Here is a 22178-nt window from a genome sequence, read left to right as displayed (position 1 = left end):
CCCCCGAAGTCAAGCGGATTGACCGGGTTTAACGTGTAACAAAAAGGCCGGTCTGTTATGACCGGCCTCGTCAATCAGTTTATCGCAATCAATTCTACGACGATGGCGTCTCGGCACAATCACCCGCGCCGCCCGATCCAAGCCCCCGGCCACCCTCGCCGCGGATACCTTCCACCATAGCCGCCAGCGAAGATATAATCCCACTCGCCTCATATGGCAGAAACAGCTTGTTCGCTTTGCCGTCGGCCAGCTTCGGAAGCATCTCCAGATATTTCAGCGTAATCAGCTTCTCGTCCGGCTTGCCGGCATGGATAGCGTCGAACACCGTCCCGATAGCCTTCCCCTCACCCTCGGCAACCGTGATCTGACGGTACTTCTCGGCATCGGCTTTCTTTCTCACGGCCTCGGCAAAACCTTCGGCCTCCAAAATCGCCGCCAGCTTCAGCCCCTCCGCCTTGGTAATTTCCGACTGTCTAATCGCCTCGGCATCGAGAATCGTCGCGCGCTTGTCACGCTCGGCTTTCATCTGACGGCTCATCGCCTCGGTGATATCGCGGGGCGGGTCGATCCTCTGAAGTTCCACCCGGTTGACCTTCACCCCCCACTTATCCGTCGCCTGATCGAGCACGTCACGAAGCTGCGCGTTCACGGTATCGCGTGAACTCAAACATCGATCCAGATCGAGCTCGCCGATCACGTTTCTCAAATTCGTCTGCGCCAGCTTCGTCGCCGCCATAACATAGTTGGTAATCTCATAGCGCGACCGAACCGGATCCGTCACCTGCGCGTACACGACAGCGTCAACCTCGACACCCACGTTGTCCGATGTAATCACCAACTGCGGCGGAACATCCATCACCACCTCGCGCATATCGACCTTGATCGTCGTGTCAAAAAACGGTACAATCAGGTTGAGTCCCGGGTCGAGTATTCGCTGGAACCTACCGAGCCGTTCGACCAGCCCCTTCTCGAACGGACGAATAATCCTGATCGACATCGCCACCACGATAAAGGCGAACACCGCGAAGATTATCAAAAACAGCCAAATGGTTTCCATATCTCTATCCTTTCTCAGACTTTCTTTTCAACGTGCACCTTCGCGCCCGATACGGAAATCACCGTCGCCTTGGCGCCTTCCTCTATGGCCTCACCGGCGGTCGCCATCCACACTTCACCTTCCAGACGAACCTGTCCGCCGAGATCCGGATCGATCGCTCTGGTCACCAATCCGACTTTGCCTATCAACGCGTCGACATTGGACTTCTGCGGCGACTCTTTGGTAATCCTCTTCGCCACCGAACGAGTCAGGGGCAGAAGTATCACCGACACACCCACGAACAAACCGATCTGCAGATAGTAGTTCTCCGGATTGAAAATGCCCACCACTCCGGACACCAGCGCCCCAACCACGAAACACGCGAAAATAAAGGTTGGCGTCAAAAGCTCCAGTATCAAAAAGACGACCATCGCCGCCAGCCAGATCCACACCACATTGGGCATATATGCTCCTTTCTGCTACCCTGCCCGACTGCGCCGCCCCGGGCAATCATATACCATACTTTGGATTTTTTTCTTTATTCGATTACCCCTTTCGGATTACTTTATGAAAGCTGGCGCGAGCCCGGCAAGTCAACTTAAATTAGTGATGTAACAACGTTTGCCGGAAAGGAAACCGCTTGAAACCGTATAATAAATTCGCCAACGTCTACGACGAGATGGGAGCCGATCACCATTCCATCAAAATGACCGAATACTGCTTTAAGATATTCCGAAAATTCCACATCAGGCCGACCACCGGACTCGACCTGTGCTGCGGCACCGGCTCGGCGATTCTGAAGTTCGCCGAAAAAGGCATCATGATGTCCGGTCTGGATCAAAGCGCATCCATGCTGGCTATGGCCGCGCGAAAACTGAAAGACTACAAAGTCAGGCTATATCAAAAGTCGCTACCCAGATTCCGCCTGCTCGATACCAGCCACAGCCGAAAAATCGTCCAGTTCGATCTGGTAACCTCCTTCTATGATTCGCTCAATTACCTCAAAAATCAAACCGAACTCAAAACCGCCTTCAAATCGGTCTATGCGCATCTTCTGCCCGGCGGATGGTTCATCTTTGATATGAATACCCCTCCCGCCCTAAAGATTCTTTGGGGTGGTCAGATCTATGCCGGCCTCACCGACAACATGGGATGGGTCTGGCAAAACGACTACAACCCCAAAACCAAATCGGCCATCTGCCGCACCACCTTCTTTCAGAAAAAGGGGGAGTTATATGAACGCTTCGAAGAAGTGCACGTGGAAAAAGCGTATGAAAACGCTGTGATCAAAAAGGTGCTCAAAACCGCGGGTTTCCAGGTCAAGGGGTTCTACCGATGTCACTCGTTTGAAAAACCCAGAAAAGGAACCTACCGCATCTGCGTGGTAGCAAAAAAGCCGGCGTAACCGGTTTTTGTGACAATTTCTTCTCCCGCGACCGCGGGCGCTTTTCACCTATGTCGCTCAGCTAAAACCGCTGCCGCACGATTTCTGACCGCAGGGAAGCGACGATGAAGACGAGCTGCCTCCCGATGCCGAAAAAGTCGACAGAAGCTTCGTAACGTTCTCCGAACCGCATTTCGGACACTCAACTTTTGTGTCACTGCTGACCAGTTCTTCGAATTTGCTACCGCAATCACTGCATTTGTATTCGAACAGTGGCATAAATCAATCCCATCAAACTTTCATATCCGAAACCGACATGACCGCACCGGTCACAATCCCCAGCACGATCCAGGGATACGGATTCACCGTCATCGGTCAAGTACCTCCAAACACCAGGCAGGTATAATACAATATATAGCCGACCACACCGCCGGCAATACCGGAAAATATGCTCCGCTTGTTAATATACTTGCCTACATTTTTCATATCGACCTAAACCGATGCCGCCATGACTTTCTTGAGAGTTTCCTCGACATTACCAGCCAGCTCGTCAAGCCCGGTACCCGGCATCATATCGGCAATCATCGATGGTCGCGCCAGCGTGACCACCGTCTGGTCACCCTCAGTATACACCGAGAACTTGCAGGGCATAAACAGGGCGACATTGATATTCTTACCCAGCGCCTCATGCGCGAAGCCGGCGTTACAAACCTCGATTATCTTTAGCGGCCCCCGCCGCAGCCCCTTCTCCGCCAGAGTAGCCTGAACATCATGAACATGCAATACTCGAAATTTGTGCTCAGATGTTTGTTTTTCCAGATTCGATACGACCGCGTCGAACGACTTGTCCGATTTCATCTGATAAGCCAGCCTATCCATCATAATTAAACCTCATCTTTCCCTTTTTGATTAGATAGCCCGGCAGGTCAAATGATGCAAATTATTCCGGGATAATCTCATAACTGGTAGTCACCTTACCGGCGTTTTCTATCGTTTGACTGATCACACAGTATTTGGACTCCGACAACTCAATCGCCTGGGCAAGCTTCTTTTCGTCCAGATTCTCCCCCCGCGCGATATATTTGATCTCAACCGTGTGAAATGGCCTCGGGTAATCCTCATTATGATGCGCCACTACCTCTATCTCGAGCGAATGAAGTTTCTGTCTTTGCTTTTCGAGTATCCTGACAACATCAACTCCCGTACATCCTGCGACAGCGTATAGCAGAAGCTCGGTCGGCCTATAACCGGCTTCTTCGCCCCCCGCCTCTTTACTGACGTCAGTGACAATCCTATGGCCAAAAGCGGACAGCCCCTCGAACTTCATACCGCCTGCCCACTTCATTTTCGCTGTAATCATGTCCTCATCCTCGTATCTTTATCGCTTCGTTTTACCCAAGTTTTGGAAGTAATATACGAATCTGCCGTCGCAGAGCAACCGGCAGCCCACACCACTATATTCTATCCAACTGCTCGCGCAGTTCAACCACCGTCGACACCGGAAGTTGACACACTGAATTAACACAAACGTAAGCGGCAACCCCGCCATCTGCGGCCGTTCGCCCCTCAAACAACGCCCCTCCACCGCCGGAGCCATCGCCCAGTGCGATTATCCTGTTAGGGAGATACCGCTGATATATTTCTCTGAGCATCTCCTCGCGCCCCTTACCGGCGCCTATCACAACAATCTCGACCTTGTCACTGAAATAATAATCGATCGCAAACAGCGCCGAGGTCATCCCGCCGGGATACCTCGCCACCAGTCCCGATATCGCCCTCAGCGCCTTCTCTGCGCTTTCCAGATAAGCGCTCTCCGCGGTGAGCCGATTCAGCCTGAGAAGATTGGATATCATGATTGAACCCGGCGATGGAATAGCGCTGTCGGTCTCATCCTTAGGCCGGATTATCAAATCGCTTTCGTTATCAGGGCGAAGGTAAAATCGTCCTGCCCCATCCAGAAACAACTCCAGCCCCCGCCCGGTCAACTCAACCGCGAACCCGAGCCATTTGTGATTCCCGGCCCCACCGTCACTCTCGAACAGGTCCAGAAGACCCGCGACATAAAAAGCGTAATCCTCCAGAAACTCTCCCGCAGAATGCTTACCTTTGCGGTAGCTATGTGCCAACCGATCGCCAACATACAGCTTTTCACGGACAAACCCCGCGTTCTTGATGGCGGCATCCAGATATTTCCTGTCGCCCGTAACCTGATACCCCCGGCACAGCGCGCTCAGCGCCAGCCCGTTCCAAGACGTAAGTATCTTGTCATCCGTCAACGGACGCTGACGTTTGTTTCTGGCTTCGAGAAGCTTCTCTCTGCCCGCCTTCAGGAAATCATTGAAATCGTCCGCCCCATAAGTATCCCGAACTCGCTCCGCCTGCTGCGTAACATGGAGAATGTTCTTCCCTTCGAAATTCCCCTTCGCCGACACATTGTAGTAACGCTCAAACAGATCAGCATCATCGGCAAGCACCTCACGAATCTCAGCGGGAGTCCACACATAGAACCTCCCTTCCTCCCCCTCGCTGTCGGCATCGAGCGCCGAATAAAATCCGCCCGATTGATCAGTCATCTCCCCGAGAATGAAATCAAGCGTCCCTCGCACGATTTTGCGGTAGAAATCATCCTTCGTAATTTGAAACGCCTGCGCATACACGGGTACCAAAAGAGCGTTGTCATAGAGCATCTTTTCAAAATGCGGCACCAGCCACTCTCGATCGGTGGAATACCGCGCGAACCCTCCGCCCAGCTGATCATAGATACCACCTCTCGCCATGCAGCGCAGCGATTTCTCCGCCGCCTTCAGATATGATAAATCACCGGATATTTTGTAATATCTAAGGAAAAACGAAAGCTCCAGCGCGTGCGGGAATTTCGGCGCCTGGCCGAACCCGCCGTGAGTTTCATCAAAGCCCCTCATCAAAGCCTCCGCCGACCGCGCGAGCATCTCCCTGCTGAAAATACCCGGCGCCCCTCCCGTCTCCAGCTGACTTGCGACCTGCTCAAAGATATCCTGCGCCGACGATACCACCATCTCCTTCTCTTCGCTGTATGCTTTGGCGATCTCGGTTATCACTTTCTTAAAGCCCGGCCTGCCATACCGGTCGTCGGGAGGGAAATAGGTCCCGGCGAAAAACGGCTTCAAATCCGGCGTGAGAAAAACCGACATCGGCCAGCCCCCCTGACCTGTCATAGCGGTGGTGAAATTCATGTAAATCTGATCAAGGTCCGGGCGCTGCTCGCGGTCAACCTTAATGCTGATAAAATGTTCGTTCAAAAATCGCGCGATATCTTCATTCTCGAACGACTCGCGCTCCATCACATGACACCAGTGACAGGCAGCATAGCCGATAGAAAGGAAAATCGGTTTGTCCTCCGCTTTCGCTTTCTCAAGCGCCTGTTCACCCCACGGATACCATTCCACCGGGTTGTCGGCATGCGACAACAAATACGGCGAATTCTCGCCAGCTAGTCTATTTCTCTGTCTCTCAGCCATATCTCTTTGCTTTTCAACTTCCTCGGACTATAACTAATCCCCTCCGCCACCGCAACCGGTAAGCATCAAAACCGCCCGCCGGCAACCATTGTTCCACTCACTTTTTTGGGAAATGAAATATCAGATGATGTAATTGTACAACGCGAAGACTATTCCACGCTTATCGGAACAGAGAAAAAAGTCGATACCTGTATCCGCGCAAAAGGCAGATTCCGGTCATCACCGTCAACATGAGAGTAATTCTTCACCAGATTGACGCCCCCCTCGGCCTGGACAAAGAAATGGTCCAGAACGAAACTCTTTAGCTCGACGCTGACCTTCGTCGTCTTTTCGACCACGCCGGTCGGAAACGGCTCATCATAGTCACCTTCAACATCGAGCCACGGCCTCGTCCAGTCATCGGTCACCCTTCCCTCACCCTGTCTTCGTAAAGACAGATTAGCCGATAATGCGACATCATCGCTAAACCACCGAGTCGCGCAAAACTCCGTCAAATCAAAGTCGTTACCGTCAGCCACACCGATCACTTCACCCTCGAAAAGATATCTGTTACGCGCGTTTCCTTGATTGAACGTCCAGTTGGTCACCCTCGAGTATTCAAGCGTGAAATCCATCTTTTCAATCAAGTCCACAAAGTAACCGCCGACTATCACTCCATACTGGTCAGGCTCCTGATCCCCCTGGCTTTCTTTCTCCACCTGGAAATCATCGACCAAAAGCTGACCGTAGAGCTTCACCCCCGACTTCGGCTTGTAGGTGACATCAAAGCCCATGAGAGTGTTATCTTCGAAACCCTCATTGAGCTGATCGGCATGAAAGAAAACAATCGGATTCAAATAAAGCAGCTCCACCTGTCGCCCCGGACCGCCATAGATGATTGTCTCGAACACACCCACCCTCAAGTTGCGGGCAAGGCGAACGTCCAGCCTATGTCCGGCGAAATAGCGGTACTCATACTGCTCGACATCGTCGATATCCGGATCCAGCCCGTCCAATCGCGCCAGACGGTAGCTCAACACCAACCTCCCCCAGTGGAAGCTGTATCCGAAACCATCGAGCGCGTTCTTCGATGACAGCACCATCGAATGACGAGGTCCCCAGAACGACGCGAACCTACCGGCCATGAATTCGAACTTCTTTAGCCGATAGTACAAAAACGCCTGTTCGACTCCTCCCGCCAGACCCCGCCACTTCTTGCCCGTGTACGAAGGATCCTCCGCCTTGCGCTCATCGAGAAGAAAATTCCCGTACACGAACATATTCTCCACCGGGCTGGCGGCTACTCCTCCCCGGATCGCCTCGAACCCCTCGGCGCTTCTATTCTTTTCGGCGTAAAAATCCTCCCCGGCAAAAGAAAACACGGCCAGCCGCGTCGACGGCAGCCGTCGTAAAAATTCAAAAGGTCCAAATGAAAACTCATCCCCGAGATTTTCATAAGGACCCAATTGATAACTGTAATCACCGAATGTGAGCGCCTCCCCTCGCTCCAAACGGTCGTACACAAATTCGTATTCAGCTTGCCCGGCGGGGAGCACCGACGAGGCTCGCGACAGCCCCGCCTGTGACAGAATTATCAGGATGAGCAGAATCCTTTGTATCCACGCCTTTGGCATGCAGCTTCTTTCGAAGGAAATGTTTCTCAAAACTCTCTATGATGCCCCTGACCCCTTGATTACCGCCGGTATCGTCTTCGCGATAATCTTGGTATCTTCCCACAGCGACCAGTTGTCGATATACTCCAGATCAAGGCGCATCCAATCCTCGAAATCGATATTATTGCGTCCACTCACCTGCCAGGTGCAGGTCACCCCCGGCTTGACAGACAGCTTGCGGTGTTGCCATGGCGCGTATTCGGCAACTTCGGTGGGAAGCGGCGGACGTGGTCCGACCAGCGACATCTCACCCTTCAGCACATTGATAAGCTGCGGCAGTTCATCAAGCGACGTCTTGCGAAGCAGCCGTCCCACCCGTGTTACTCTCGGATCGTTTCTTATCTTGAAGACCGGACCGGACATCTCGTTGAGGGCTGCCAGTTCGTTTTTCTTCCTGTCCGCGCCCTGACACATTGTCCTGAATTTGTAAAGCTTGAATGGTTTGCCGTTCAATCCGCTGCGGGTCTGTTTGAAAAAGACCGGGCCCCTGCTGTCGAGCTTGATCGCCAGCGCCGTCAAAAACAACACCGGCGAAATCACAATCAACCCGCACAGGGCGCCAATCCTGTCGACAAGGCTCTTGACACTCAGCAGTATCTCGTTCTCCGGAACGGCGCGATACACCAGAAGCGACCGCCTGCCTATGGACTCCGTACGAACCCGTGTTACTTTCGACTCGAAAACTTCCGGCACAAAACAAACCGCCACCCCCATAGTCTCGGCAACTTCGAACACCGACCGCGTCTGCGGGAGATCTTCCGGCTCCACCGCAATCACAATGGCGTCCACCTGGCAATTCGCTATAATCACACCCGTTTCCCGCGGATGCCCGATAAGCGGAATGTCGCGATAACGCCACAAACCTTTACGATTGAAATCAAGAAATCCCGCTACCGACGTATCCGTTTCGGGACTGTCGAGAATCTCGTCGGCCGTCTTCCTGGCCAGCGCCCCCGTGCCGACAATGATTATGCGCCGGCAACATATCTGCGAAAGCTTCTCACCATCCACGCGCGACAGCCGGGCCGACACAAGCCGCGAAAGATGAGACACCACCAGCTGGCCTGCCGCGTTGACCGCCACGAAAATTCCAAATCCGGTCACTGAGACCGGCCACCTCAGAAGAAAACAGGCCGCCGCGAAGGCAATGCTTATCTTCAGCTCATCAAGGGCAACACGCGACTTATCACGACGAAAACGATAGAAAGTCATCACCGGACGCGGACCGCGCGTGGCGCAATATAAAAACCGTATCAGCGCCATCGTGACCAGCATCTCCGCCGTGATCAACGCGGTGATACCGGTGGCGAACGAAGCGGTGAGTACGGACGCTGAAGCCGTCAAATGGCCGCAGCTTTGCCCGAATAAAATCAGAAGCCCCTTCCTGATATATCTGTTGCCGCTTAAAAACATGATTATCTTATTTCTGTCAGTCTGTCCGCGCTAAACCCAAATTGCTGCACTCGGTCGCTCGCCGCCCGCTTCATGCGAGACTCCCCCACTGGTTCGGCGACACGCTCCGCGCCGCGCCTGACGACCATACCCCGATGATCGAATGTCGCCATGCGATAATAATGCACCGGCATCCTTTGAAACGCCTCGAGCAACCGGTCGCTGGCTTGAGACGATCCGAGTTGGTATCGCAAATAGCGACGCATCATCGGATAACCGTCAAGATTCTCAATCGGTATTCTGAACCTGGTGAGAAAATTCCCGACATCCTTCGGACTGGCTACCCTCAACAAAATGAAGTCATTCGCGGTAAGACGACACTGCACTCCCAGACGGGTCAGCTCCCCGGCCACCCGCAGCGCTTCGCTGTGAAGCTCGGTCACTCTCAACGCGACGATCTCCTCATTCGCGCCGATCTCACGTACGGCTCTTTTCATCATCGCCGAAATCTTGTGCCTGCCGGCCAGGCTCGCCACGCTATCGATCCCGCATCTTGCGGCCAGCAAATAGCCGGCATCCATGGATTGACTGCCCAACGCCACCGAAAAAGACCTGACCACGAAAACATTGTTATCGGTATCGAAAAGAGAGGCGGCCGTGATGCCGCTGCACTCGTAATAATATTCGTCAACTATCAGCGCCCCGTTCGGAACCGCTCTGGCAAGCATCCGAAGATCCGCCAGCGAAAACCCCGCCCCGCTCACACGGTTCGGGTTGGCTGCATAAATCAAGTCAAAATCATTTTTGACCTCAGCCAGAGCCCTCGCCAGATCGCCCGAGAAAGGTGAATCCCCTGCTGTCTCCACCAACGGGACATTGGCCCGATCAGCCGCTATCGCTACATCGGCGGTATACAGACCGGCACTGACCAGCCGGCTACCCGACTTAGCTAACATTCCGAGCAAATCCGTTAAAAATGCCGTGCGATCACCGAATGTGATCCCGATATCTTCGCCTGCATCCCTTCCTTGCGGTGCCACACCAGCGGTGCCCTCTAATATCTCTGCGTATGAAATTGCCAGGTTCGACATAGAAATTCCTCGGAGTTCTTTCTGCCAAATCGTATCGCAAAGAGAGTGCCCAGCCGTTCTCTTTTTGCGCGGCACGCCCTAAGTATCTGTAATACAATGCGAAACGGCCGTGTCCCTGCCCGCGTGGGATTGCTTTCAACCGCCCGATGGCAGCCGCTAAAGCATCTTTTTCCCCTTCAACCGAAAAATCTTTCCGCCGTCAAAAAAGCCGGAGCGGCAATTGCCACTCCGGCTTTATTAGGAAGGTAAGAAAAGAAAATGCAGCGTCAGTGCTTTACGCACATCACAGTTTGCTTATGATATACACCGACGTCAATACCCCGGTAGCCGCGGTAAGCGCGGTAGTAAAAGTCTTTAATAAATTGCGATCCCGCTCGATCTTTGTCGGGACAATTATAACATCGCCGATATCCACCCGTTTACCCAGAATGCCGCCGCCGGAAACGACCTCTCCGGTCGCGCGAACCAGACGGGTCTCATCCTTGTCCGCCTGCTTGGTGAAATTTCCCGCCCGCTCAACATAATATTTGACCGGCTTATCCTGCGTATACTTGATCGTTCCATTGGAGCCTACTGCCCCTATGACCGAAATTCCCGACGGCACCGTGGGCACGAAAATACGATCGCCGGGCTCAAGCGTTATATCCCCTTCACCCCCGCCGCTCGCCAAAATCCTCTGCATATCGATTATCAGACGACTCATCGAACCACCGTCATACTCGACATTGTTGTATCGTATAATCTGCCCCGTGGAATCTTCCCTGAGAGGAGCCGATTTTTCTATGATTCTGGGCACCTGAAGTCGCGCCAGACCATCGTTGATCGATGTGCGCTCAACCACCGTCCCCCGCGGAAAGGCACGGTCCGTGAATCCGCCAACCCGCTCAATCAACTGCAGCAGCGTCTCTCCCTTTTTAGAGAGTGTATACTCGCCGGGATAAACCACCTCTCCGTCGATGGTGACCGCCCGGTGAAGCTTCCACTCGGGAATCTGCCTGACATAAACATGATCGTCCTCGCGCAGACGAAGCGCCGCCGGATTGGACTCGGACAGATCATGATAGACAATTGACACATTGCCCACCGAATCGATACGGGCGATTTCGATATTGTGACGAAGCGCTGACCGCCGGTACGACCCGGCCAGGAAAACCAAATCCTCCACCGACATATTATCGTAAAGCGGATACTCCCCGGGATTTTTGACCTCTCCCTCGATATACACGTGCTTGCGCCACGCTACCTCGTCGATCGAATACACATAAAGCGAATCGCGATCACGAAGCAGCATGTCCGATGCACCGTCGCCGGCGATAATGCCGCCGAGATCGACAGGAATAACTTCCATGCGACGATCCGGATAACGCCTGAAAAGATCGGCCCGATCTAAATAAACGTCATAGGGCCTCAACTGCGCCCGCTCTATCAAATCAGAAACACAGGTCGAGTCGGTACGCTCATAATAACCGGTATGCTTCACCTGTCCGTACACCGCCACGATATTTTTCTTGGCCTCGAAAATCGAATATACCGTCATCCGATCACCGTCCACCAGCAAGATGTTCTCCTGCGGTTGCTCCGCGTCCGACTTGAGATTTATGTCAACCACTTCCCACTGATCATCATCGGATATTCGTTCGAGCATCACCCTCTCGAGATGCGCCTCGGCCGTAGCGCCTCCGGCGAGCTCCAGAAGATCCGCGGCACGTTCCTGACCCTTGAGCTCATAGGTCGCCGAACGTTTCACCTGACCGCGGACAGCTACCCGTGGCCCCGCCACCGGCACGAAGATAACATCACCTGTCTGAAGTCTGACATCGCCGGAATTGTCCCCGCGAAGCAACAGGGCATAAAGATCCACCTCGGCCACCGGCTTGCCGTCCCGCATCAAACGAATCTGCCGCATACTGCCCCTCGCGTTGGGACCGTCGGCCAGATACAAGGCGTTGAAGAGCGAAGTCAGCGACGACACCGTATAAGCGCCCGGCCTTTTCACCTCGCCGGCCACGAACACCCTGATCGAACGAATCTTGCCAAGTGACACCGTCAAATCAAAATCGGAATATACTCTCGAAAATTGTTTCCTGGCTCTTTCGGTAAACTGCTCCAGAGTCAGCCCCCACCCGATCAGCTCACCAACCTGCGGAATGAAGAGTTTGCCTTCACGGTCAAGCGTTAGATTGTATTCCTTCTCAACCCTTCCCCACAGATAAATGATCAGATTGTCGCCGGGACCGATAATATAATCGGACGCCGACGGAACATCGATTGGTACCCCGTTCTCGCCGCCCCCTTCGAATAACTCCATTCCAAATGGTACCAGATCTTCAAATTCCGGAAGCTCCCCCGACCTTTCGCCCCCGACCCCGCCAGCCAGGACACTTGAACGGTCCACTCCGGAATCGATAACAGCATCTGCGTTCTGTCCGGATTCGTGCGCTTCGTAGATAGAAGGCGTCTCATAGTACTGAGGCGTGTCACCGTTCGCACGCACCTGAGAACCATAGCGTTTTAGCAACGCTTCCTTCTGCTGGGGGGTGAGATTTTCAATATCCTGCGCGACCAGCTCATTGAACCAGTTCAGGGATATCAAAACAATCACCAGTGTGATAAAAAATAAAAGCCTTTTCATCGTTTCTACCTTCCTATGGTAAAGACTTACCTGTCAGTCTCTCTCCTGAGACATCACACCCGGCAATTGCAACGACAATGCCAAACAGCGACTCTCATTCTAAGGCTCTTGATTAACAACAGGATAAGGCGGCAAATGAGGCGCGCGACAACACCTCAGACAACGTCAAAAAAGAAACTCATTCCGCCACGAAAGGAATTATTTTCCGTCAAGTGCGAACCGATACTTGTCTTTTTGGATGGGCCTGGCGGGGGCGAAATTATCATGGCGGAGCTATAAACTCAAATCTGCCAATCAATTTTACTTTTCTTATATTTTTTTAACCCCACCCCTACCCTTGCTCTCAACGAATTGACCCGTCAAACGTCCATTAATAGTTATGAGTAAGGCTAACACTGCCAAAAAGTTAAAAGAATCTCCGCGCCAAAAAAAGGCACCTAATGACTTGACAATGCACCTCAGGTGTAGTAACTTGACAGCTTATTTTGAGGGAGATTTCGCCGTTAGTGCAGCATTGTGGGTAGTCTGCACACCTGATGTTTGTTAAAAGGCGAAATTGGTATGTGCAGCAATTGAGGATGGTCTACTGACAACACAGTAACATAGCAAGATAAACATTTCATAGCATAAATACATGGAGACAAGAATGTCCTTGGTTAGATTCACTGCTACAGTTCTGGTAATTATTGCTCTCCTATCTCCAGCCCTGGCCGCCGGCGGTTTTCAGACCTTCGGTTTCGGCATCCAGGCCAGGTCCATGGGAGGCGCCTTCCGCGCGGTAGCTGATGACTGGACAGCGGCTTATTACAATCCGGCCGGCTATGCCTACATCAACGACAACCAGCTGGGCGCAAATACCAGCCTGATTCACCTGCGCAACGAACTCATCCCCGATTACAGATTGGGCGACACCTACGAGATCGGTATACTAAACGACCAGGTCAATTACAACAAACACCAGATATATTCAAACCCCTCCGGCGGCTTCGTAGCCAGAATCCCTGTCTTCGGGGAATCCGTCATAGGTTTGTCCGCATACCAGCCCTTCGATAACAACATCACCTGGACACTCTATGAGATGCCGCTGGCGTACAACGACACCCTCAGCCTCCCGAGCGACCAGTATTCGAACAACCTCGATGTCGTCGCTTTCCAGCTGACCTTCGCCCGCGAACTTGTCGCCGAAAAAGCCAGTTTCGGTTTGGGTCTGCAGATGCTCAGGGCCGACCTGAAATTCTCGAGCCTAGTCTTCCGCGATAACCCTTACGAAGGCACCGAGCTCGCCGTGCGCCCCTGGGACAAAATCACCGAATACAACCAGAACGATGGCAACGGCTGGGGCTTCGGCATTAACGGCGGCCTGTTGGTAAATCTCAACGAAAAGACCAGACTCGGCTTGACCGCCAACATCCCCTTCGAAATTACCGTCAAGGGTGACGCCAGCCTCAACTACTATATGCCCAAAATTAACAGCCTGCTTTTCCCGGGCAGCTCCGATATCGCCGAAGGAACCCCGGAATACCTGTTCGTCGCCGGAAGTGAAATAAACGACCTGGCCGATTTCGAAACCACTCTCAAACTGCCGGTTACTCTCGGCGCCGGACTGGCTTACGATGTTAACGAAAAGCTCCTCCTGGCGATCGATGCTGAGTACACCCTCTGGTCGACCTTCGAGGGTTTCGACTTCACCTTCACCAACCACACCGGACTGACCGGCGCCGCCGACTCCAGCGAATTTGTCAACGAGTTCTTCACGGCCGACCTGTCATACCCGGTTGAATGGAAAGACGCTGCGAAGGTTATGTTCGGCGCCAGGTACCTCTTCGCCGACTACCTGACCCTGATGGCCGGCTTGTCATACGATCAGTCACCAGCCAGGGATGCCGCCGAGTTCACACCGCTGTTCTTCGACACCGGCAACAAAACCGGTATCAGCGGCGGCGCGATCTACCACCACGGACAATGGGATTTCGGTATCTCCGGCGCTTACACGGCTTACTCCGATCTTACCGTCTCGGAACTCGTCGACACCAACGAGGACGGCCTCGTTGACAGCTTCGCAGGCCAGTATAAAGCCAATACCTATGAAACCGTCCTGTCCTTCAACTATCGGTTCTAAGGAGATCGACAATGAAAATACATCTTTATACTATAGTGCTGGCCCTGATGCTCACGCTCGTCTTTGTCGCTGGATGTTCCGATAGAGGCACCAACGTGGGTGACGATGTAGCTCTGGTCGAAGGCGGCGTGAAGCCTCATCGCCACATCTTCTTCCACGAGCTCCTCTTCCAGATAAGAAACGAGTATCAGATTCTCGAGATAGCTTCGTACACTCCCAAGGTTTCCTATCCGCCCATCAGTGGAGGCGAACTGAAACCGGTTCCGACTTTGATCCTTCTCCCCCCGCAGGGAGGCGATCAGTTCTTCTACTTCAACCACGGACTCGAATCCCTGGCCGATGAACTTATCTCGACCGGCGTCATCCAGCCCATGGAAATCGTCTGTATTTCAAACGACGCCGTCTTCGGCGGATATTTCTACGGCAGCAAATACCCGGCCGCCGGTAACTATGACACCCTTGTCGGTGGAACACTCGTCGAATACATTCATGCGGCCCTCGCTCCGTATACCATAAATTCACCCGCCAAACGCGGTATCGGTGGAGTTGGCATGGGCGCCTACGGCGCTTTCCGCGCAGCCCTGAAAAACCCCGGCACCTTCTGCTCTGTCTCGGCGGTCGATGGTCCCCTCGATTTTGACGGTTCCGACGGCAACGGCGGGTTCATCTCGCTGTTCGACGATGCTCTGACAGAACAGGGAATCCTCAATGGGAATTTGAATGATTTCGACAGCAGTTCGACATATTCGCTCGCCCAACTGTTTATCGGCGGGGCCCTGGCCTTCTCGCCTCACGATACCGCCCTCGATTACGATCTCACCTATCGCGCAGTCGATCTCGACGGCGATCAGGTGCCGGATGCCTACGACGGCGTCTCGATCACCATCAATCAGCGCTACGTAGTGGCCGATTCAACTACCCTGGTTTCTTCGGTGGTCGGTGGTGACGAAAACTTCGATTTCCATATGCCGTTCACCTCGGATGGTCTCCCGTATCAACCCGTTTGGGATCTGTGGCTGGAGAACAATCTCGAGAACTTGCTTGCCGGCTCCACGCTCGAGGGCGTCAACATGTGGGTCGCCACCACGCCCGAGACTCGCTACGGCTATCACGGCCAGACTGCATCCTGGATCTCCACCCTGCAGCAACAGGGGTACCCGGTAACCACCATGTCATATACCGGATACGACGGACTTCCGGCCACGTCCGACCAGTACGTTTACGACCTGCTCAGGGATATGCTGATATTCCACTCCGAATGCTTCGGAAATGATTACTAATAGTATGGCTTGACAAGCTCTGACCCGGTGGATATGATACCATCCACCGGGTTTTTTTTGCTCTATGAACAAAACGCTGCCCACATATGATCTGCTGTCAATCGGCGCTCATCCGGATGATGTCGAAGTTGGCACCGGCGGTGTACTCATCGATCTGGCCAAACGAGGCTATCGCTGCGGCATTGTAATTCTGACCCAGGGAGAAATGGGCACCGGCGGTAACGCCGAAATTCGCGCCAGCGAGGTCACCGATGCCGCCAGGATACTCGGCGTCGACATCATCAAAACCTTTGACTGGGGCGATACCCGTCTCGAAGACAGCTACGACAAGAGGATGGAGCTGGCCAAAATCATCCGAGACTGCCGACCCAGAATCCTTCTCGCCCCTTACCCACACGTTGGTCACGGACGCCGCCAGTCCCATCCTGACCATGTCGCGGCTGGAGTCATCGCCATCAACGCCTCCCACCTGGCGTCACTGAAAAAAATCGATATCCCCGGCGAACCACATCTCGTCAACAGAATTTTCCATTACTTCCTGCCCCCGCAAGTTACCCCCAATTTCGTTGTCGATATAACACCTCACTTCGACCAGTGGATAAAGGCCCTTTCCGCTCACCGCTCGCAATTTCTCAACCCCGAGAAATCCCGCGATTATATCGAAAGCCTTACCCTGATGGCTCGTTCGTTCGGCATGCAGGCCCGATGCAAATACGGTCAGGGCTTCTATGCCGTCGAACCCATTATGATCAAAGATATAATGACCCTCGGCCAGGATTAACCCGACGCCCCGCTGTTCTGCCGATCCACATAAATCAATCTGACGGTATTTCGCTCCGAATTGACTCCTTGAAAATCAGGCCGGCCGCCCCCTGCCATGTCGCCTCCGGTTTTGAGGGGACTTCACGGGAGCCGCAAGCCTTTTGCGGCAACAGGACAATTCTACGTTGGGAGGGCCCGCAAAAGTACTTGACATAAATGACAACGGAAATTAAGATATTTGCCGCCCGGTTCGATAATTACAGAGCATATTTTTGTTAAGCAAAAATGACGAAAAAATTGTCTCTTCTTTGATAAATCTTGGAGGCTGAAAATGTTCTGCGCCAACTGCGGTGAGAAGATTCGTGGAAAAGCCGTTAATCAGGGAGGGGAAAATTTCTGCAGCGACGAATGCGCCAGTCTCGCGGCGGGAATCGACCCCGAAGAAGCCAACGGCTACTACGAAGAAGAAGAATCTGTTGACGACTTTTTCGGCGATTACGAAGAGTGAATTCGAGCGGCGCCGATCGCCTCAAACAAAATCTAATCTCGTGAGATTTGAAGAATCTCGTAAGTGAGTACGCCGGCCGGAACCTTTATTTCCACTACGTCTCCGACCTCTTTGCCCAGAAGTGACGCACCAATCGGGGATTTTACCGATATCACGTCGTTATCAATATCTATCTCTTCGGGCGGAGCTATAGTGTAAAGTATTTCCTCACCCGTCTTGTGGTCCTTAACAAGAACTTTGGCGAACAGGTACACCTTGTCAGTCGGAATCTGATCCGCGTCCACCGCGCGCACACGGGCCAGCTTGGCCTGAACCTCGGCTATCTTCCTCTCAAGATGCCCCTGAGCCTCCTTGGCCGCATGGTATTCGGCGTTTTCGGAAATATCGCCCAACTCCCGGGCTCGCTTGATCTCGGCCACGATCTTCGGGCGTTCCTCAAACTTCAACCGCTTGAGCTCCGCCTCCAGCTTCAGCCGACCTTCCTTTGACATGTATAATGGATCACTCATAGAGATTTCTAATATAACCAATTTCCGTTATTTTGCAACCGCCTTGTCCGCCGACCGCCGGCCAAACATCACGAATATCAAAACAGACACAACAAGGCCCGGGAAAATAGGTTCCACCCCCAGCCAGTAGACGCCGTCAGCCCCGCTGTACCGCGAGAGATACCACGCCAGCGACAGCATCCCCGAAAATACCACCGATACAAATGCCCATCGCGAGGGCAACCGTCGCTTGCCGACAAAAGAGAAAAACACCGGCACCAGCAGAGCCGGCGTCCCAACCGAACCAAAAATATGCCAGATATCCACCACCGACCGGAAAAACAAAACAATCACCACCGCTATGACAACCGTTACGACCAGACCCAACCGCGTGAAATAAGTGACCCTGTTCTCTCTCACCCGAAACAGGCGCATTACTATATCCCGGCTGAAAGTAGAAGCGGCTACGAATGAATATGAATCGATTGTCGACATGACCGTAGCCAGCAGAGCCAGGGCAAACAACCCCAGCAGACCCACCGGAAGCACCTTCAACCCCAGAGCCGGATATGAGCCTACCGGGCTGGCCAGGTCGGGCAGAATTGCCCGGGCATACAACCCGCAAGAGGTCGTCAGAAAATCAAAAAACGCCCAGCAGCCTATCGATACCAGAATCCCCGTACGCGCGACATTCATGTTTTTGGCCGCATAGCACCGCTGATAAAATGTGGGCTCTATAAGGGTTGCCAGTGCAATAAAATACCAGATGGCGATATACATCCCCGGATTGCCGCCGTGCCACGTGAAATTAACAGCCGGTACATTCGCGCGAAGAAATTCGATCCCTCCGTACTCGCTTGCGAGCACCACCAGCATCAACAGGAATCCGAGAAACATCAACGCGAACTGAAAAAGATCTGTCCGCACCACCGAGTTAAACCCGCCGAAATATACGTAGACGACAGAAAATGACGTTCCGCACAGCACCCCCACCCAGAACGGCCACCCGAACAGATACTGACACAGCGTGCCGATCATCAATATGTACGCCGCGGGGACCGTCATAAAATATATTATGATCGACCCCGCCACCGCCGTCTTGTTATCATACGCCTGCGCCAGACGATCGGGGATTGTCAGAAGTTTACTCTGGCGGGCGCGCCGCGCGAGAAACATGGCGAACAAAAACGCCGCCACATAATAAGGCAACCCGAACACCAGCCAGTTGGAAAGCCCGAACCGGTAACTGTATTCGCCGACGCCCAGTATCCCCCCATACCATGTCGACACCAGGCTGGCCACAAACGCCGGCAGAGTCAAAACCCGGCCGCCGACAATAAGATCACTGGCCGAACTGTCAGCTCTCAGCCGGCGAGTGAATCCCAGTATCAACAGCGCCGCCAGATAGACGACTATGAGCAGATAATCAACAAGGTGCATGCTTGACTAAAACATCTCCAGAACAACCTGTCCATAAAAAGAACGCTCCGCCGCCACGAAATACTCCGCCCAGCCATCAACCAGCACCTCATCGTCAATCTCGTACGCGTAATTGCCGCCATAGCCGGACGATTCATACTTTTTGTCGAACAGGTTGTCAACTCGCGCCTGTAGAGTCAAATCACCGATCCCGGCCAGATTGGCAAAACGGTAAGAGGCCGACAGAGATGACACCGAATAGGGAGCAATCGATAACTGCCCGATATTGGCCAGCTCCATGAACTGTCTGCCGACCAGTCTCAGATGATATGTCAGCCGCCAGGTATCGTCATTATAGTCGGCCATGAGATTAACCAGGTACTCCGGGAAAAGCGGAATCGTCTTGTCCTTGAAATCGATTCTGTAACCATCGATCTCTGTCACGTAATCCTTGATCCGATTATAATTGTAGGCGCCATTGCCGCTCAGCGAAAACTGCTCGACCGGCTTATATGTCGCTGTCAGCTCCACGCCCGCGTGCACCGAACGATCGGCATTCACGGTGACAGGAAGACCGGTATTCTCGTTGATACCTCCATAAGGAATAATCTCATCCCGAAAATCCATCCAGAAAAGATTCACACCCACAACATACCTGTCCGCCTGATACCGCCCTCCTAACTCGTAGTTATAAACCCGTTCGTTCTTCGAGGTCGGATCGCCAAACACATATGAAACCGTATCACCGCCCGCGTCAACCTGAACTGACTCTATTTCGAGCGATGGAAGAATATACGGGTCGTTGGCGTCGTAAATATCGGCATCGGTCGGCGTGCGCGATGATACCGCTAAATTTGCAAACAGGCTCAGTCTTTCGTTAAGGCTAAAGGTGACGCCGGCTCGCGGCGAGAAGAAAAGCCAATCCAGGCTGTAGTCGAACCCTTGAAAAGCCCCCATCCTGTCCTGGTCGAAATCATATTTCTGATAACGCAACTGAGCCGTAAGTTGAGCGCTGAGTTTGTCGCTCAACCGGTAATACTCCTCGGCGAACACCGAAGCAACATACTTCTTGCCGTAGTACTGATAGTACCGATGCCGCGGATCCAGCGCGCCATTCACGTTCTGCGCCCACACCACCTGACCCCAATGATCCGAGTCGAAATAGTAAAACGACCCGCCGACAGAGTGCATCCCCTTCTTGTGAGTCACATCCAATCGAGGGTTCCAACCCGTCTGATTCTTTTCGACCCATTGCTGACGCACCACATCCCCTCTCGTATATGGCTCGCCGGTGTCGGGATCGATATTGGTCAGAGCGGTCGGAATATTGTACTCCCAATAATCCCGGTCATCCTTATACTGCTCGTAGTAACCCTTCCCCCTGATATAGTACAGAGTATTGTACAGAGTGGCGTTGTCGGTCAGACGATAAGTGTTGTGAAGCTGATAGTGCGGTTGATTGAAATTATCCGTCTCGTTGTCATAAGTGAGCGGATTCACCCTTCGATCCTGCGCTATCGCGTCGCGCGACACTCCATAGTACGCCAGATGCATCCGCATCGGCCCGCCGTAAACATGAATCTCTGTCGTCATTCGGGGATCCAGCCGGGACACCGAAAAATAATACGCCCAGCCATCGTACCAACTGTTATGGCGATACCCGCCCGTCTTCTGTTTGGAGAATCTTCCCGAAAACAACCATCGGCCGTCTATCAAACCACTCGCATATTCTATACTCTGCTTGTAAACATCACTGACAGACTCTCCGTCCGACATATACTCGCCGTAGCCCGCCGTGATGGTCGTCTGGCGCTCCCGGCTGAAGCTGTTGGTGACAATGTTTATGGAACCGCCGAACGACGCGTCCCCATACAGCGAATTGCCCACCCCGCGTTGAACCTGAATATCAGACACGTTGGCGGCGAAATCAGGAAGGTCCACGAAATAGGTCGCCTGGTCCTCCGGATCGTTGAGCGGCACGCCGTTGATATATGTAACGATCCGTTTATCATCGAACCCGCGAATCTTCGTGTAACTGTACCCCAGCGATGACCCCGCGTCAGAATACGAATACAGATTCGGCGTGGTTGACAAAAGCAGCGGAAATTCTCCCACCGTGTAGTCGCGCTTGATATCTTCTTTCGAAAAATCCTCAAACGCTATCGGCGTAATCCCCCGCTCCGCCCGGTCCGAACGCACCAAAATATCCGTCCCCCGGTAATACATCTCTTCGAGCGCTACGGTGTCAGGCAGACTGGCGATATTGTACTGAACCGATTGATATCCCACCGAAGAAAAAGTAATGCGCGTCACCTGCTCCGCGTCGGTAAGCTCATATTCACCGTCATCATTTGTGATTGTCCCTCTGCCTCTCACATCGGTGACCACCGATACGCCGGGGATAGGCTTGCCATCGCTATCGACAACCAGACCACTCACCGCTTTCGCCCTCACGTCTGGCACAGCCATCAGCAGGACCGCAACAGCCACCAGCATAAATGACACACACCCCTTCCGTTCCGTCAGGTCTTGCGCTCGACAAAGTCGAGAATGTGACCTGACGGTCTCCTCGTGGGCGGCAGATGTCCTCATCTGCCCCTCATGGTCCCTTCCCTGTTCCGTCAGGTCCTGCGCTCGACGAAGTCGAGGGTGTGACCTGACGGTCTCCTCGTGGGCGGCAGATGTCTTCATCTGCCCCTCATCGTCCCTTCCCCGTTCCGTCAGGTCTTGCACTCGACGAAGTCGAGGGTGTGACCTGACGGTCTCCTCGTGGGCGGCAGATGTCCCCATCTGCCCCTCATCGTCCTTTCCCCGTTCCGTCAGGTCTTGCGCTCGACGAAGTCGAGGGTGTGACCTGACGGTCTCCTCGTGGGCGGCAGATGTCCCCATCTGCCCCTCATGGTCCCTTCCCCGTTCCG

At 53.4% G+C, this 22178-nt stretch carries 18 protein-coding genes; 5 read left to right on the top strand and 13 right to left on the bottom strand.

Annotated features, from left to right (window positions below; all coding sequences use genetic code 11):
- Positions 1–94: 94 nt before the first annotated feature.
- A complete protein-coding gene (locus AB1483_01985) occupies positions 95–1057 on the bottom strand; it encodes an SPFH domain-containing protein (GenBank protein ID MEW6411224.1) in 963 nt (320 codons plus the stop codon).
- A gap of 14 nt (positions 1058–1071) precedes the next feature.
- A complete protein-coding gene (locus tag AB1483_01980; GenBank protein MEW6411223.1) occupies positions 1072–1500 on the bottom strand; it encodes an NfeD family protein in 429 nt (142 codons plus the stop codon).
- 176 nt (positions 1501–1676) lie between these two features.
- On the opposite strand from AB1483_01980, the gene AB1483_01975 reads away from it, so the two are divergent.
- Positions 1677–2441 carry a methyltransferase domain-containing protein gene (locus tag AB1483_01975; GenBank protein ID MEW6411222.1) on the top strand — a complete coding sequence of 255 codons (765 nt, stop codon included), beginning with the start codon at positions 1677–1679 and terminating at the stop codon, positions 2439–2441.
- Between the two features lie 57 nt (positions 2442–2498).
- Here the strand turns inward: AB1483_01975 and AB1483_01970 are convergent, their stop codons facing one another.
- From AB1483_01970 to AB1483_01935, 8 genes are all read right to left on the bottom strand, one after another.
- Entirely contained in the window at positions 2499–2699 is a 201-nt protein-coding gene (locus tag AB1483_01970) for a zinc ribbon domain-containing protein (protein MEW6411221.1), read from the bottom strand.
- Between the two features lie 213 nt (positions 2700–2912).
- Complete coding sequence (locus AB1483_01965; protein MEW6411220.1) at positions 2913–3302, bottom strand: DUF302 domain-containing protein; 390 nt, start codon at positions 3300–3302, stop codon at positions 2913–2915.
- A 58-nt stretch (positions 3303–3360) separates the two neighbouring features.
- Positions 3361–3780 carry an OsmC family protein gene (locus AB1483_01960; GenBank protein MEW6411219.1) on the bottom strand — a complete coding sequence of 140 codons (420 nt, stop codon included), beginning with the start codon at positions 3778–3780 and terminating at the stop codon, positions 3361–3363.
- Positions 3781–3874: 94 nt separating this feature from the next.
- A complete protein-coding gene (locus AB1483_01955; protein ID MEW6411218.1) occupies positions 3875–5917 on the bottom strand; it encodes a thioredoxin domain-containing protein in 2043 nt (680 codons plus the stop codon).
- Between the two features lie 149 nt (positions 5918–6066).
- Positions 6067–7530, bottom strand: coding sequence for a capsule assembly Wzi family protein (locus AB1483_01950; protein ID MEW6411217.1), 1464 nt, complete (start codon positions 7528–7530; stop codon positions 6067–6069).
- 36 nt (positions 7531–7566) lie between these two features.
- On the bottom strand, positions 7567–8982 hold the full coding sequence (locus tag AB1483_01945) for a sugar transferase (GenBank protein ID MEW6411216.1): 1416 nt from the start codon (positions 8980–8982) through the stop codon (positions 7567–7569).
- Between the two features lie 2 nt (positions 8983–8984).
- On the bottom strand, positions 8985–9917 hold the full coding sequence (locus tag AB1483_01940) for an aminotransferase class I/II-fold pyridoxal phosphate-dependent enzyme (GenBank protein MEW6411215.1): 933 nt from the start codon (positions 9915–9917) through the stop codon (positions 8985–8987).
- Between the two features lie 418 nt (positions 9918–10335).
- Positions 10336–12684 carry an SLBB domain-containing protein gene (locus AB1483_01935; GenBank protein MEW6411214.1) on the bottom strand — a complete coding sequence of 783 codons (2349 nt, stop codon included), beginning with the start codon at positions 12682–12684 and terminating at the stop codon, positions 10336–10338.
- A 646-nt stretch (positions 12685–13330) separates the two neighbouring features.
- On the opposite strand from AB1483_01935, the gene AB1483_01930 reads away from it, so the two are divergent.
- The 4 genes from AB1483_01930 (at position 13331) to AB1483_01915 (ending at position 17353) form a co-directional block, all read left to right on the top strand.
- Positions 13331–14803 carry an outer membrane protein transport protein gene (locus tag AB1483_01930; GenBank protein ID MEW6411213.1) on the top strand — a complete coding sequence of 491 codons (1473 nt, stop codon included), beginning with the start codon at positions 13331–13333 and terminating at the stop codon, positions 14801–14803.
- Between the two features lie 11 nt (positions 14804–14814).
- Positions 14815–16083, top strand: a complete 1269-nt coding sequence (locus AB1483_01925; protein MEW6411212.1) for an alpha/beta hydrolase-fold protein — start codon at positions 14815–14817, stop codon at positions 16081–16083.
- A gap of 64 nt (positions 16084–16147) precedes the next feature.
- On the top strand, positions 16148–16864 hold the full coding sequence (bshB1, locus tag AB1483_01920) for a bacillithiol biosynthesis deacetylase BshB1 (protein MEW6411211.1): 717 nt from the start codon (positions 16148–16150) through the stop codon (positions 16862–16864).
- 312 nt (positions 16865–17176) lie between these two features.
- On the top strand, positions 17177–17353 hold the full coding sequence (locus AB1483_01915; GenBank protein ID MEW6411210.1) for a hypothetical protein: 177 nt from the start codon (positions 17177–17179) through the stop codon (positions 17351–17353).
- Between the two features lie 32 nt (positions 17354–17385).
- Here the strand turns inward: AB1483_01915 and greA are convergent, their stop codons facing one another.
- The 3 genes from greA to AB1483_01900 are packed head-to-tail and all read right to left on the bottom strand — an operon-like array spanning position 17386 to position 22149.
- Complete coding sequence (gene greA, locus AB1483_01910) at positions 17386–17862, bottom strand: transcription elongation factor GreA (GenBank protein MEW6411209.1); 477 nt, start codon at positions 17860–17862, stop codon at positions 17386–17388.
- A gap of 27 nt (positions 17863–17889) precedes the next feature.
- The gene (locus tag AB1483_01905) at positions 17890–19281 is read right to left on the bottom strand and encodes a sodium:solute symporter family protein (GenBank protein ID MEW6411208.1); all 1392 of its coding nucleotides are present in this window, start codon (positions 19279–19281) and stop codon (positions 17890–17892) included.
- A 6-nt stretch (positions 19282–19287) separates the two neighbouring features.
- Complete coding sequence (locus AB1483_01900; GenBank protein MEW6411207.1) at positions 19288–22149, bottom strand: TonB-dependent receptor; 2862 nt, start codon at positions 22147–22149, stop codon at positions 19288–19290.
- Positions 22150–22178 lie beyond the last annotated feature (29 nt).

It is taken from the genome of Candidatus Zixiibacteriota bacterium (assembly GCA_040756055.1).
Taxonomy (GTDB): domain Bacteria; phylum Zixibacteria; class MSB-5A5; order GN15; family FEB-12.
Note: the sequence above shows the minus strand (reverse complement) of the source record. Positions and strands in the feature narration are given on the sequence as shown.